This window comes from Saccharothrix coeruleofusca, from assembly GCF_014648515.1.
Classification (GTDB): Bacteria; Actinomycetota; Actinomycetes; order Mycobacteriales; family Pseudonocardiaceae; genus Actinosynnema; species Actinosynnema coeruleofuscum.
Map to the genome: position 1 here is coordinate 42,567 of NZ_BMRG01000009.1, position 14,635 is coordinate 57,201.

Here is a 14,635-nt window from a genome sequence, read left to right on the forward strand (position 1 = left end):
GGACGCTGGGCTCGTGGACGTCCAGCGCGTAGATCCGCGCCGCGCCCGCGACGCCCGCCGCCACGGCTTCCGCGCCGAGCCCGACTCCCATCGCGGCGTAGACCAGGCCGCGCACGGCGATGGTGTTGTCGAGCAGCCGTTCGTGGATCATCCTGCTGGTGGCCCCGGGGGTGAACACGCCGGGGGGAACGCGGAACCGCCATCCGTTCCACTCGTAGGCGCGCGTGGAGCGGATGTCCTCTTTGGGCGTGTTGATGCCGATGATGTGCTCCGCGGGGAGCGGGTCGGGCAACTCCCGGAGGAGATCGGTGCTGGCCGAGGTGGTGTCCACGTGGTCTCCGCTGTGCTTCGGGCTGCGGAGGACCGCCCTCCGCGCAGCCACAGTAAGCAATGAAAATCATTTTCTTGTACCCCCGATCGGGTTACTGGGCATCGCGTCCCCTGCTGACCGAGGGTGATCGGCTGGGACGAAGAAACCCTGGATGTCCTAGTGGGAACGACAACTGTTTTCACTAGAGTGGCCCTCGCCCCCTCGCGGGCGACCTGCCACGACCACATCGAGGAGCAGACGTGACAGCGCCCGACACCGAGGACCCCGCCCGCGGCGCTCCACCCCGGCGACCGCTGGTGCTCGACAGCCGGTTCCTGCGGCTGTGGTGCGGTGCCACCGCGTCGGGCCTGGCCACCTGGAGCCTGCCGTTCGTCCTGGGACTGGCCGTCCTGGAACGCGAGCTCACCGCGACCGCGCTCGGCGTCGTGCTGGCGGCCCGCACGGTCGGGTTCCTGCTGGCCGTGCCCGTGGCGGGCGTGCTGGCCGACCGGTACTCCCGGCGCGCGGTCGTGCTCTGGGCCGGACTCGCGGCGGCGGCCGCGTCACCGGTGATCGCGCTGGGGCTGGGGCGCTCCACCGCGTTGATGGCCGCGGCGGCCGTCGTCGTCGGCGCGGGTCAGGGCGCGTGCCGCCCCGCGTTCCAGGCGCTCACGGCCGAAGTCGTCGCGGCCGCCGACCGGCAGCGGGCCAACGCGGCGATGACGATGGCCGTGCGCGTCACCTCCCTGGTGGCGCCGGGCGCGACCGCCCTGCTGGCCGTCGTGGCGGGGGTCTGGGCACTGCTGATCGGCACCGGAGCGCTGTGGCTGGTCACCGGGCTCCTGCCGCCCTCGGGGCGGGCCGGGCCCGCGCGCGTGGACTCCCGGTTCGACTTCGCGGGCGACTTCCGCGAGGGCGTGCGCGAGGCGAGGAAGCACCCGTGGTTCCTCGCCGGACTGGGCGCGCTCACCGCGGTGATCGCCACCGGCTACTCCGCGACCGGGGTCGCGCTGCCCCTGGTCAGCCGGGACGACTACGGCTCGGAGTTCGTGCTCGCCGCGGCGAGCACCGGCTACACCGCGGGTGCGCTGGCGGGTGGTCTGCTGATGAGCCGCTGGAAGCCCGTCCGGCAGGGGTGGGTCGCGATGGCCGGACTGGCCGCCTACGGACTGGCACCGCTGAGCCTGGTGCTCCCCACCGCGCCGATCGTGGTCGTCGCGGCCTACGTCGCGGCGGGGATCGGCATCGAGGTGTTCAACGTGCCGTGGTTCACGGCCATCCAGCACGAGGTCGCGCCGGACAAGATCGCCAGGGTGTCCTCTTTGGACTTCCTGCTGTCCTACGGCCTCGCCCCGCTCGGGCTGGTGGTGATGGCACCGGCCATCGAGTGGTGCGGCGCGCCCGCCGTGCTCCTGCTGTGCGCGCTGATCTGCTTCGCGGCACCGGCCGCGGCCGCGCTGCACCCGTCCTCCCGCACCCTGTCGGTCAACGGCGCGTGCCGCTGAGGTCGGCTGGAGCGGGGTCGTTCAGCGGTGGGCGGCGGGGCAGGGCACGCCCCCGACGGAACTCCCGGCGGAGCGGCGTTTCGGCAACGTCCGCCCCGCCAGGGGTTCCCCATCCGCGCACCGAAGCCCCTCGAAGCCGCCTCAGCCCGAGGACAGGGGTTTCAGAGCACGATCTTGTACGCCCGGATGACGCTCACCTGACCCGTGTCGCCCGCGGCGTCGGTGACGGTGGCGCGCAACGAGGCGAACTCGGCGCCGTCGTCGTGCGCCACGACCGCCTCGCCGTCGACGACCGGCGTCCTCCGCCACGTGGCACCGTCGTCGAACGACACCTCCACGTCGACGCGCCGCACCTCCGGCGTGCCCGGCTGCTGCTCGACCTCCACCGGAATCTCGAGAACGCGGTCACGTGTCGCGTTGTCGTCGTCGAGCTCCGGCAGGAACCGCGGCACCGACATCGGCAACGCCTTCGGGCCGTCGGTGTGCGCCGACCGGAACGTCCACACCCCCAGGACCCTCGTGGACACGTCCGACACCGATCGCGACTGCTCCACTTCGACGCGGTAGGCGGCCTCGGCGGTGGGAACCCAGAAGTCCTCGTACTGGCGCGTCGTGGTCTCGCCGAACCGCACCCCCTCCCGGAACAGCGTGACCCGCCCCTTGGCGGACGGGCTGTCGCCCTGCCCGCCGTTGGAGTCGGTGAACAGGGGAACCGCCACGCCGATGGTGGCGCCGTGGCGCGTCAACGCCCCGTCCCCGACGGACGGGCCGAACACCGCGGTGTTGAGCTCCTGCCGGTAGGACTGGCCGATCCCGACCGACCGGGCCGGGAGCCTGAGCATGACCTCGGTGTTGCCGTCCGCGGAACGCTGCTCGAAGCCCCAGCTCCAGTCGACGTCCTCGCTGGCGGTGACGAGGTCCACGGCCTGCCCGCCCTCCGGCACCGCCGTGTCCGTGCCGATGGCGGGCCGGGGCGCCGCGTTCACCAGGTACTGCTTCCCCGGACCCGCGGACCGGATGTCGCTGGTCACCTCGGCCAGCTCGGACGCCTCCGCCGTGCGCTCGTAGCCGGTGGGCAGCCCGCCGGTTTCGGTCCAGTGCAGGCGGTAGGTCACCGGGGTCTTCCCATCACGCGGTGTTCCGGCGAACTGCGCGCCGAACGACGTGCTGAAGTCGGGGGAGTCCGGCCCGATCTGCGCGGTGAGGACGGTTCTGCCCATGGTGGACATCGTCACGGTCTCGGGCTTGCCCGCCGTCGTCGCGGTGAACAGCACGTAGCCGCCGCGCTGCCGCGCCGCCGGGTCCGGGGTGCTCATCCTCACCGGCTTGGCCGCGCGCGCGTCGAGCACGACGTGCGCTTCGCCGTCCAGCTCCAGCTTCGGCTGTGCCAGGATCGCGTACCTGCGGTCCTGGCCGGTGATCGTGGAGTACACGCGGTACTCGCCCTTCGGCAGGCGAAGGGGTTTGCCCGCTTCGGGTTCCCTGTCCACCAGGTGCTTGCGACCCGTCGCGACGTTGACGACCGTGGTCCGGAAGAAGTCGGACGGCGCGCCGTCGAAGTCGAGGTGGGTGAGCGCGAGGTCGTGGTGCTCGACCTCGCGGTTGACGCTGAGCAGCGTGCGCAGGTCGGCACCACCGGAGGCGATCAGCGCCCCGGCGTAGGTCCCGTCCGGCGCGGGAACCGCCGTGTCGGCCGTGATCGTCGCCCTCGCCTCGCCACCGGCGGGCACGGTCAGCCGCGCGGGTGACACGGTGAACATCCCGGCAGGCGCCTCGCCGCCGGGTCCGGTCACGTGCACCGCCAGGTCCAGCGCCACCGGCTCGGCACCGGAGTTGCGGTACGTCACCTCGCGGCTGACCCGCTCGTCGTCCTCGTGGGGCCACTGGCGCACCCCGAGGTCCACGTTGCCCGGCTCGGCGATCACCGTCCGGGCCATCGCCTTCGGCACGTCCACCCGGCCCGCGCCCTGCTCGAACGGCGCGAATCCCGCCCCGGCCGTCGCCGAGCCCATGATCGCCGCCTTGATCCGCTCACCCGACCAGTCCGGGTGCCGCTGCTTGAGCAGCGCGGCGACGCCTGCCACGTGCGGTGTCGCCATCGACGTCCCGGACATCGCGACGTGTCCTTCGGTGCCCGCTCGCGCGGCCACGATCTCCATGCCGGGAGCGGTCACGTCCGGCTTCACCGCACCGGTCGCGGTCGGCCCGCGACCGGAGAACCCCGCGACGTCGTCGGCGCGGTCCACCGCGCCCACCGACAACGCCGACTCCGCGCTGGAGGGTGTGCTGATCGTGCCCGGCGACGGCCCGCCGTTGCCCGCGGCGGCGACGAAGAGCACGCCCTTCTCGCGGGAGAACCGGTCGACCGCCTCCTCCAGCAGGTCGATCTCCGGTGTGTCCGTGTTGCCGAAGCTCATGTTGACGATCTGCGCTCCCTGGTCGACCGCCCACTGCATGGCCATGAGCGCCGCGGAGTCGCTGCAACCGCCGATACCGGGCACGCAGATCTGGCCGTCGAGCAGTTGCGCGTCCGGCGCGATGCCGCGGTACCGCTCGTCGGTGCCCGCGATCGTGGAGGCGATGTGGGTGCCGTGGCTCCGCTCGGCGGGCTCGACGGGCACTCCGGTGAAGTTGCGCTCCGCGATCACCTTGCCCGCCAGGTCGGGATGCGCGCCGTCGATGCCGCCGTCGAGCACGGCGACCTTCACCCCTCGGCCGGTCAGCCCGGCCTGCCACGCGACCGGAGCGCCGATCTGCTTCGCGCTCCGCTCCAGGGTGAGCTTGCGCTTGCCGTCCAGCCACACCTTCTCCACCGCGCCGTCGCGCAACGCCGCCCACGACTGGCCCGACTTCGCCACGGTGCCGGTGACCACGTTCAACGCGGGGACCGACTCCGCGACCGACATCGTGCTCAGATCCGCTCGCGCTCCCGCGGCGGGACGCACGATCACCGGCACCGTCGACCGCTCCGCGTCGTCGTACCCGAACTCCACCAGCGAGGTCACGTCGAACAGCCGCCGGTCGAGCTTGCCGCCCGCTATCAGCGGCTCCGCGTCGTCGGGGACGACGTACTGCCGCCCGTTCTCCGAGTACGTCGTGACGGGAACGTCCTCCCGTCCTGGCCCCGGCGTGTGCGAAACGATCCGGTCGCCCGCGACGACGACGCGGTCACCGGTGATCAGAGTGACGGTGCGGTGCGCCTCTCCTGACGGCGGCGCGACCCCATCCGCGGCCTGTGCCCGCACGACCGGTGCCCCACCGGTCGCCACGCCCGCCGAGATGACGAGGGCGGTGATACCCGTGCGAGCCCACCCCCATGGCCCTGTTCCCACTGAACCTCCTGCGTCGGGAGATATCCGTAGCCGCCCGTCGGCCGCTGCCCGCGTTGGCTGTCATTCACGCCCCTATTCGGCGAGTCGACGCCATCGCGGGATTCCGACTGCGGACGCTCATTCCGGCGGCCATTGCAGGTTGCCAGGCCGGGGAAGTGCGCGGTGGGTGATCTCGGAGCGGCACGCTCGCCGACCCCGTAGTCACGGACGGTGATAAGAGCTGCTACCGTCGTTGCGGCGGTGTTGTTCGTCGACGTGGAAGAGTTCGGCTCTGCCCGATCGGACACGGATATGCGGACCTTGCGGCCTCCGCCATTCGGTCGAATGGGTTGTCGTCGAGCGGTCGGCTCGCGAATTCAACAGGCGTTTTGTTGGCGGCGCTGAGCGCCGCGCGGCGGCAGGTGGTGTTCGAATGCTCGGTTCGCGCAGCTTCCCGGTAGGCGAACCGCGTTTTTCCGACCTGTCGTCGAGTACGTGGTGAACGGCGGTCGCGATAACATGCGCCCATGTTCCTGAACGACTTCGAACGGGGCTGAGCGGGTCATGGCCAGGGCGGGGGGCGGTGGCCTGTCACGCGGCACGTGGTGGCGGGGGGAAGCGGTCACGGCGACGGCGTTCGCGCTGTGCGTGCTCGGCGGCGTGGTGCGGGCCGACGGCACGCTGTCACCGCCGCCCGCCGCGGCCTACTTCATCGCCGCGCTGTCCTGCGCCGTGCTGCCCGCGCGGCACCGGGCGCCGCTGGTCGTCCTGGCCGCTACGACCGCGGGCGGCGTGCTGGTGTCACCCCTGGGGCTGTTGCCGACTCCGCTGATCGTGGCCCCCGTCCTGGTCGCCGCCTACTCCTACGCGCTCACCGCCCGCGACGAACGGCGCGCGGTGGTCGTGGTCTCGCTGACCTCCCTGGCGCTGCTCGCCTCCACCCCGCTGTTCGGGCACCTCTCGTGGCAGGACACGAGCCGGGTGGTGGCGGTGGCCGCGTTCCCGCTGATGGCCGGCCTGCTCGGTCGCTCGGTGCGCAACCGGCGGGCCTACCTGGCGGCGCTGGAGGAGCGGGCCCGGCGGGCCGAGGAGAGCCGGGAGAGCGAGGCGCGCCAGCGGGTGGCGGAGGAGCGGGTGCGCATCGCGCGGGAGCTGCACGACCTCGTGGCCCACCAGATCACCCTGGCCAACGCGCAGGCCAACGTCGCCGCCCACCTGTTCGACCGCCGCCCGGAGCAGACCCGCAAGAGCCTGGAGGAGATCGTCGGGACCACCAGCGACGCGCTCGACGAGCTGCGGGCCACGGTCGGCCTGCTGCGCCAGTCCGGGGACGCGGCCACGCCCGCCGATCCGGCGCCGGGGCTGTCCCGGCTGCCCGCGCTCATCGAGTCCTTCCACCGCGCAGGCCTGGAGGTGTCGGTGCGGCAGGAGGGCACGCCCAGACCGCTGCCGCCGGGGCTGGACCTCACCGCCTACCGCATCGTCCAGGAGGCGCTGACCAACGTGACCAAGCACGCGGGCACCGGTAGCGCCGGGGTGCGCCTCACGTGGGAGCACGACCGCGTGACCATCGCCGTCGCCGATGACGGAAGGGGCGTCCGCCCGGCGCCCACCGCGTCCGGGGTGCCGGGCCGCCCGCCCGGTTACGGCCTGATCGGCATGCGTGAACGCGCCACCGCGGTCGGCGGGCAGCTCTCCGCGGGCAAGCGCGCGGAGGGCGGGTTCCTCGTCTCCGCCCAGCTGCCCCTCCCACCCGCCAAGGACGCGACGCGGAGAACCGGCGCGGCGACGACCGGCGCGGGTCCGGTGGCGGATTCGGCAACGGGTGACGGGGAGCCGGGAGGGGCGCCGTGACGCTGCGAGTGCTCCTCGCCGACGATCAGGCCCTGCTGCGCGGCGCTTTCCGGGTGCTCCTCGACAGCGCCGACGACATCACCGTGGTCGGCGAGGCCGCCGACGGCGACGAGGCGGTGCGGCTCACCAGGCGGTTGCGCCCGGACGTGGTGGTCATGGACATCCGCATGCCCAGGGTGGACGGCATCACCGCCACGTCGCGGATCTGCGCGGACCCGGAACTGCGCGCCAGCCGCGTCCTGATCCTCACCACGTACGAGACCGACGAGCACGTCGCCCAGGCGCTGCGGGCGGGGGCGGGCGGTTTCATCGGCAAGGGCATCGGGGCCGAGGGCCTGCTGGACGCCGTGCGCACGATCGCGGGCGGGGAGACCCTGCTGTCCCCGACCGCGACCCGCTCCCTGGTCGCCCGTTTCCTGGCCATGCCCGACGACACCGCGCCGCACCACGCCGACCGGCTCGCCGTGCTCACCCCGCGCGAGCGCGAGGTGGTGACCCTGGTCGCGACCGGCCTGTCCAACCAGGAGATCGCCGAGCGGATGGTCGTGAGCCCTTTCACCGTCCGCGCCCACGCGCAGCGCGCCATGACGAAGCTGGGGGCCCGCGACCGGGCGCAACTGGTCGTCATCGCCTACCGGACGGGCCTGGCACAGGCCGACCCTCGCGGTAGCTCCGACCGCCTGCCGTAGCCGGTCGCCGGGATCGCCCCGGAAGGGCGTGGTGCTGCCGCGTCACGTCACGACGTCGAAGCGAATTCGGGCAGGGTCAAGGCCGAGTGGGCCGGTCGTGCCTGCGGGGAGGGCATGGCGACGAGACCGCGCAACCTGGTGTTGCGCTGCTCCAGCTCCCGCGCCGTGGTGGGGAAGAGCGTGGCCGCACCGTCGCCCGCCAGCGCCTGGTTCATGGTCACGAAGTCGCGGACGCCGCTTTCGTAGGCGGCGAAGGCGGTGGCGTGGTCCCGGTGCGTGGCCAGGGCGTTGGCGAGCGCGTAGGCACCGACCAGCGCGAGGCTCGAACCCTGCCCGGTGAGGAACGAGGGCGCGTACGCGGCGTCGCCGACCAGCGCGACCCGGCCGCTGGACCAGCGGGGCAGGCGGATCTGGCCGACCGCGTCGAAGAACAGGTCGTCCGCCTCGCGCATGGCCTCGACCATGCCGGGCACCTCCCAGCCCGCGTCCGCGAAGGCCGTGGCGACCAGGTCCCGCTGGGCGTCGGGGTCGCCGAAGACGTGCGGCGGCGGCTCGGGCTGGTGGAAGTTCAGGAAGGCGTGCAGTTCCTCGCTGTCACCGACGGCGTAGAGGGCCGCGGCCCTGCCGGGGCTGTTCCACATCACCACTTCGCGGGAGAGCCCGAAGGTGTTCGGCATGGTGAAGATGGCGAAGCAGTAGCCGAAGTAGCGGTGGAACCGCTCCTCGGGGCCGAACAGCGACCGCCGGGTGCGCGAGTGCGCGCCGTCCGCGCCGATCACCAGGTCGAACGTGCGTTGCCGCCCGCTGTGGAAGGTGACGTCGACCCCTCGCCCGGACTGGTCGAGGGTTTCCGCGTAGTCGTCGAACAGGAACTCCACGTCGTCGCGGACCACCGCGTGGAGCGCCTCGGCCAAGTCCCCGCGGCGCACCTCCAAGTCCCGCCCCTCGACGCCGCCCGCGACGACGTGGGGGGCGAGCGAGGCTATCTCGCCGCCGTCGGCGTCGAGGAAGGCGCAGCGGCGTGAGGTGATGTGCGCGTCCCGCAGTCGCGGCAGCAGCCCCATCCGCCGGACCACCTCCACCGCGGTGCCCCGGATGTCGATCGGGTAACCGCCGCCGCGCGGCGCGCTCGCCCGCTCCGCCACGGTGACCGCGAATCCGGCCCGGTGCAGCCAGTACGCCAGAGCGGGACCGGAGATGCCCGCACCGGAGATCAGGACCTCGCGCTCGGCGGTGGTGCCCGCCTCCATCGGCAGACCGGTGGGCGTCATGCCCTGGCTCCCTTCCTGGTGATGCGGACGACGAGCAGCGACAAGGCGGAGACGACGCCCGCGGTGGTGAAGCCCGTGATGAAGGCCGACTCGGCGGGCAGTCCCGTCGTCGGATCGGTCCCGGCGGTGAGGATCGCGCCGCCGACCTGGAAGCCCACGGCGAGGCCGATCACCCGCGTCACCACGAGCAGGCTGGTGGCGATGCCGATGTTCTCGGTCTCGACGGCGGTGGTGATGCCCGCGAGCAGCGCCGTGGTGCCGATGCCCGCGACGAACGCGATCAGCACCCTCGCCAGGACCAGTTGCCACTCCTCGGTGTGCAGCGACGCCAAGGCGATCATCGTGGCCGCCATGGCGGTGGTGCCCACGACGACCACGGCACGCGGACCGAAACGCCGCGCCGCGACGCCGCCGACCGAATCGCTCACCGCGCCGGCGATGGCGCCGGGCAGCAGGAGCAGTCCGATGTCGGTGGTGTTGAGCCCGAAGCCGTAACCGTCGGCCGACACCGCGAACAGCTGCAGCATCAGGAAGGCCACCAGCCCGGAACCGGCGGTCATGACGAAGGTGAGCACGACCGAGTGCCACATGGCGGGCCGCGCCAGCATCCGCAGGTCGACCATCGGCGAGGCGGCTCGGCGCTCGACGACGACCCACCCGGCCGTCAGACCGGCCACGGCCACGGCCACGGCGCCGATCGCGGCTGGGGGCAGGCCGCCGCGGGTCACCACCACGAGCCCGAGCATGAGCGCGAGCAACGCGCCGCTGAGCAGGACCGCACCCGGCCAGTCGATCCCGCCCGCCGAGGGGGCGGGCTGGTCGTGCGGCATCACTCGGACCAGGACCAGCGTCGTCGCGATGATCGCGATCGCGGGCAGCGCGAACATCCAGTGCCAGGACAGCGCTTCCGCGAGCGGCCCGGCGATCAACGTGCCCACCATGCCGCCGCCGGTGAACAGCGCCACGACCAGACCGACCGCCACCTGCGTCTGCTCGGTCGGCAGGTACTTGCGCACCAGGATGAAGGACAGCGGCAGCGCCCCCACCATGACGCCCTGCAGCACCTGGCCGAGCAGCAGCACCGGCAGGTTCGGCGCCAGGCCCGCCAGCAGCCCACCGGCCGACACCACGGCCATCAGCCAGACCAGGACCCGCTTCCCGCCGTAGCGGTCGCCGAGCTTGCCCGCGACGGGGGCGGCGACCGCACCGGTGATGAGCACCGTGTTGGCGATGAGCGCTCCTTCGGCAGGGCTGACGTCGAGTTCACGCTGCAGCAGCGGGAGCGCGGGCTCCACCACCGACTGCAGGGTGCCGAGGGCGAGCGCCAGGACGCCCAGGGCGCCTATCGACGGCTTCCCGATGCGAATCGGGGAAGCCACAGTTTCGGACATGGACAACCTTCTTGTCGTTGGGTTCCGGTGAGTGCGCGCACCACCCAACACTTCCCCGTGACGCCGCGCGGGGCATCGTCCCCTGGCACCGTCTCCCCCCTGATGCACCCTGATCAGTTGCCCACCCGATCTAGTGCCTGCGCACTACACACCGGTTCGGGGCTTCGACGGTCCACCCGCGTCAGGGCGCTGCCGATGCCGGGGACCGCGGGGGAAAGCGCTTCCCCGCCGCGATGAACCCGATCCGGTCGCGGTTGAGCCAGGCGCTCGGCCGGGTGTCCCAGCCGAGCGCCTGCTCCTGATCGCGTGACCGCGCCGCTCGTCGACTCGCCCACGGCTGCGAACCGCGTCGCGGTCCCGGACCGTTCGCGGTGTCAGCCGACTCGGCCGTCGAGCATCCCCGGTCCGAAGACCTCGTAGTGCACGCGGTCGGCGGGTAGACCACGACGCAGCAGCCCGGCCCGGACCCGGTGCATGAACGGCACCGGCCCGCACAGGTAGGCGGTCGTGTCCTCGGTCAGCGGGATGGCGTCCACGTCGACGAGACCGCGGCGCCCGCCGTCGCCCTCCTCGTACCAGGTGAACTGGTCGACATCGGTGAGACCGGCGGCGATCCGGCGGATCTCGGCGCGCAGCGGGTGGCGCTCGGGGGAGCGGTCGGCGTGCACGACCACCACCCGGCGGGTGGGTTGGCTGCGGGCGATGTGGTCCAGCATCGCGGCCATCGGCGTGATGCCGATGCCCGCGCTGACCAGCAACACCGGACCAGTGCCGGGGTCGAGCGCGTTCTCCCCGGCGGGCGGGCCGACCAGGAGGGTGTCGTCGGTGCGCACATGGTCGTGCAGGTGGTTGGACACCGCGCCGTCCGGTGCGCCGTCGACACCGCGCACCCGGCGCACGCTGATCCGCAACGAGCCGCAGCCCGGTCCCTGCGACAGCGAGTACTGGCGGGGCTGGCGGTGGCCGTCGGGCAGGTCGACCGCGACCGAGACGTACTGGCCGGGCGCGAAGTCCGGCACCTCGCCGCCGTCATCGGGCACGAGCGTGAAGGACACCGCGTCGACGGCTTCGTCCTGCCGCTTGGCCACCCGCCAGCGCCGCCACACCGTCGCGGAGTCGATCCCTCCGCGCTGGTAGAGCCGGGCCTCGGCGGCGATGAGGCGGCACGCCAACAACCAGTAGACCTCGTCCCAGGCGGCGGCGACCTCCGGCGTGACCGCGTCGCCGAGCACCTTGCCGACGGCGGCCATGAGGTGCCTGCCGACGACCGGGTACTGCTCGGCCCGGATGCCCAGCGACACGTGCTTGTGCGCGATGCGCTCGGCGATCGCGTCGAACGAGCCCGCGTCGGGGGCGAGCAGGTGCTCGGCGAAGGCCACGACGGCGGAGGCCAGCGCGACCCGCTGCCGCCCGCTCGCCTGGTTGCCCTGGTTGAACAGGTCCAGCAGCTCGGGGTGCGCGGCGAACATGGCGGGGTAGAACTCGCTGGTGATCTGGACGGCGTGGTCGCGCACGACGGGCAGCGTCACGCGCACCACCTCGGCCGAGGCAGCGGACAGCACGGTGTGCTCCTCCTGGTGGTCGAAGATGCGTGGGATCGGGCGGAACGGGGTCCGCTCCGCCCGATCCGATCACGAGGACCACGGTGCGCCACTCGCGCGCCCGGCAGCAGGGAGCAACGTCAGGGGGCGGATGGGACTTTGGTCCCTGCCGGTCCGGCCTCCGCTGTGGTCACCACGCGCGGACGCGCCGTGATCCCGCGACATCCGCCACCAGCGCTGTCGGCGCCTCAGGCGAAGTAGTTGACGAACGCCGCGGTGTCGGCGTAGTACTCGGTGAGCTTGGCGATCTTCCCGTCGGCGAAGTCGTAGCGCTCGATGATGGAAGTGCGCCAACCATCCGGGTACCCCTCGCGGGGGGAGAACTGGACTTCGTAGTAGTGCAGCACCGTGTCGCCGTTCTCGAAGAACTGCGAGCCACCGGACTCGAACCGGACACCGGTGCGCATCGCCATGTCGGCCGCGGCCTTGCGCCACTGGGCCCACCCCTCGAACCCGACGAGCCTGCCGAAGATGCTGTCGGGTTCGACGAGGACCGACTCGTCGGTGATGTAGTCGGGCAGCTTGGCCAGGAACGCCTGCTCGTCGAGCATCGTGGACTCGATGAACGCGCTGTATTCCTTGATGAAATCGACGTGGTTGCTCACTACAGCAGTCAACTCTCCCGTTGTGGAATTCTCACCATGAAGGGCGTCACAACCTGGCAGCGCCTCTCACGGGCAGCAGCGCAGGAGTGCGAACGCGTCGGTCGCACCTGGGTGAGCTGGTCGGAGCAGCACGCCTGAACGTCCGTGAGGGCCACCTGTCGGTCCGAGAACACCGCGTTGGGCAACTTCGAGGAAGTCGACTCCCGAGCGAGGCGGGGCAGTGGACGGCGCAGCGCGGCCGGGCGGTGTTCCGAGGGCAGCGCACCGGCCGCCCGCTCCGCTGCGTACCGGCGGTCCAAATCGGACATCCGGTAGCGGTTCGGAGCGTGCTGGTCCAGCAGGTGCGTGTTCACCGCCTCGCGCAACAGCGTCCGCGTTCGGCTCGTCGGCAGGCCTGCCAGCGTCGCAGCCGAGGTCAACTCGATATCGTCCCCCGGTTCGAGGCTCACCAGACCCAGCAGCCACGCGGCGTCAGCGCTCAGCGCCGAGTAGGTCGCCGAGAGCGCCACCCTGAGGTCCGCCACGTCGTCGCCGATGGTCAGTGCGTCCAACCGGGTCCGCTCGTCGCGCACTTCCTCCGCCAGCGCCGACAACGGCAAGTCCGGGGCCATCGCAGCGCGGACGGCCATGATCCGCAATGCCAGCGGCAGCCGCGCGCACCCCTCCAGCAGCGCCGACACCGCCCCCCTCTCGGTCGTCACCCGGTCCCCGCCGAGGTGCAGCGCCAACAGCGAGAACGCTGCCGCCTCGGACAACGGACCCAGTCGCAGCGAGGCACCGCCGTGTCCGGTGACGAGACCGCCCAGCCGGTCCCGGCTGGTGACCAGCACACAGGATGACCGACCGCCAGGCAGCAGTGGAATCACCTGCGCCGCGTCCCTGGCGTTGTCCAGCACGACCAGCACCCGCCGCTCCGCCAGCAACCCCCGGTACAGGGCGGTCGCACCGGACCCGACGGGCACATGGGCCTGCTCGACGCCGAGGGCGTGCAGCAGGTCCCGCACGGCGGTTTCCGGTGCCAGCGGCTCCTTGCCAGGGGTGAAACCGCGCAGGTCGAGGTAGAGCTGACCGTCGGGGAAGTGGTCCGCGTGCTGATGCGCCCAGCGCAGCGCCAACCAGGTCTTGCCGACTCCGCCGGGCCCGGTCACCACCGGGATGCGGGTTCCGTCCTTCTGCCCGCTCAGCGCAGTGCTCAATTCCGCCAGTTCCCGCTCGCGTCCGACGAATCCCCAGGGTGCCGCGGGCAGGTGACGTGGGACCAACCGCGTGGCGGCGGTGTCGGCAGCGGACCGCACCTCGACCGCCCTCTCGGGGGTGGACAGCGCCGGGTCGGCGGCCAGAATCCGCCGGTGCAGCTCGCGCAGCGGTGGGGAGAGGTCAACGCCCAACTCTTCGGCCATCAGGACGGCGCTGCGACGGTACTGCTCCAGTGCCTCGTGCTGGCGCCCGCACCGGTAGAGCGCAAGCATCAGTTGACCGGTGAGTCGTTCGTCCAAGGGGTGTTCGGCGGCCAGCGTGGCCAGCCTCAGCACCAGGGCGGCGTGGCCGCCGCGGCGTAGCTCGACGTCCGCGTGGTCGAGTTCGGCGTGGTGCTTGGCCTGCTGCGCGGCGTTCCGCACTTCGTTGGCCCACGGCGTGTCCAGTCCGCTCAGCGGCTGTCCCTGCCATAGGGCGAACGCCTGGTCGAACAGCCGCTTCGCCGTGTCGTCGGCGGCATCGCCCGCCTGTTCGACCAGGCGGTGGAACCGATTCAGGTCGATTGCGCTGTCATCGACGCGGATCAGATAACCGCATCTGCGCTCCAGGCTGACCTCCTCAGCGCCGGCTAGTGCCCTGCGCAACCGGGACAGGTAGGTGTACAGCGTGTTCTGGGGGTGGTGCGGCGGGGTGTCACCCCATACTCGCGACACCAGCAGATCAACCGAAACCACATCGTTCGCGTCCACCAATAACGCCGCCAGGACGGCCCGCTGCTTGCCGGGACCGAGATCCACGAGCTTGCCATCGTGAACCGCTTCCACCGTGCCGAGCAACCGAAATTCGAAGGACACGCCTGACTCCCCCCCCGGGACACCATGATGCGTTCCGACCCTGTATA

9 protein-coding genes and 1 pseudogene are annotated in these 14,635 nt (G+C 72.0%); 3 read left to right on the forward strand and 7 right to left on the reverse strand.

Features of this window, described 5'->3' with window-relative positions; translation table 11 throughout:
- A pseudogene (locus IEZ00_RS36935) lies at window positions 1–331 on the reverse strand (methyltransferase); the annotation flags it as partial.
- Between the two features lie 293 nt (window positions 332–624).
- Here IEZ00_RS36935 and IEZ00_RS21695 point away from each other — a divergent pair.
- Window positions 625–1,815 carry an MFS transporter gene (locus IEZ00_RS21695; RefSeq protein ID WP_373293178.1) on the forward strand — a complete coding sequence of 397 codons (1,191 nt, stop codon included), beginning with the start codon at window positions 625–627 and terminating at the stop codon, window positions 1,813–1,815.
- Window positions 1,816–1,976: 161 nt separating this feature from the next.
- Here the strand turns inward: IEZ00_RS21695 and IEZ00_RS21700 are convergent, their stop codons facing one another.
- A complete protein-coding gene (locus IEZ00_RS21700; protein WP_189225146.1) occupies window positions 1,977–5,147 on the reverse strand; it encodes a S8 family peptidase in 3,171 nt (1,056 codons plus the stop codon).
- Between the two features lie 543 nt (window positions 5,148–5,690).
- Here IEZ00_RS21700 and IEZ00_RS21705 point away from each other — a divergent pair.
- Together IEZ00_RS21705 and IEZ00_RS21710 are read left to right on the forward strand one after the other, a co-directional pair.
- A complete protein-coding gene (locus IEZ00_RS21705; RefSeq protein WP_189225147.1) occupies window positions 5,691–6,980 on the forward strand; it encodes a sensor histidine kinase in 1,290 nt (429 codons plus the stop codon).
- Window positions 6,977–7,669: a response regulator transcription factor gene (locus IEZ00_RS21710; RefSeq protein WP_189225148.1), complete on the forward strand. Its 693-nt coding sequence runs from the start codon at window positions 6,977–6,979 to the stop codon at window positions 7,667–7,669. The genes IEZ00_RS21705 and IEZ00_RS21710 overlap by 4 nt, the downstream gene beginning before the upstream one ends.
- A 47-nt stretch (window positions 7,670–7,716) precedes the next feature.
- On the opposite strand, the gene IEZ00_RS21715 is transcribed toward IEZ00_RS21710, so the two are convergent.
- From IEZ00_RS21715 to IEZ00_RS21735, 5 genes are all read right to left on the reverse strand, one after another.
- Window positions 7,717–8,940, reverse strand: coding sequence for an FAD-dependent monooxygenase (locus IEZ00_RS21715; RefSeq protein ID WP_189225149.1), 1,224 nt, complete (start codon window positions 8,938–8,940; stop codon window positions 7,717–7,719).
- The gene (locus IEZ00_RS21720) at window positions 8,937–10,331 is read right to left on the reverse strand and encodes an MFS transporter (protein ID WP_189225150.1); all 1,395 of its coding nucleotides are present in this window, start codon (window positions 10,329–10,331) and stop codon (window positions 8,937–8,939) included. The genes IEZ00_RS21715 and IEZ00_RS21720 overlap by 4 nt, the downstream gene beginning before the upstream one ends.
- A gap of 374 nt (window positions 10,332–10,705) precedes the next feature.
- Window positions 10,706–11,893 (reverse strand): globin domain-containing protein, encoded by a 1,188-nt coding sequence (locus IEZ00_RS21725; RefSeq protein ID WP_189225151.1) that lies wholly within the window; start codon window positions 11,891–11,893, stop codon window positions 10,706–10,708.
- Window positions 11,894–12,120: 227 nt separating this feature from the next.
- Complete coding sequence (locus tag IEZ00_RS21730; RefSeq protein WP_189225152.1) at window positions 12,121–12,537, reverse strand: hypothetical protein; 417 nt, start codon at window positions 12,535–12,537, stop codon at window positions 12,121–12,123.
- 8 nt (window positions 12,538–12,545) lie between these two features.
- Entirely contained in the window at window positions 12,546–14,588 is a 2,043-nt protein-coding gene (locus tag IEZ00_RS21735; RefSeq protein ID WP_189225153.1) for an AfsR/SARP family transcriptional regulator, read from the reverse strand.
- Window positions 14,589–14,635 lie beyond the last annotated feature (47 nt).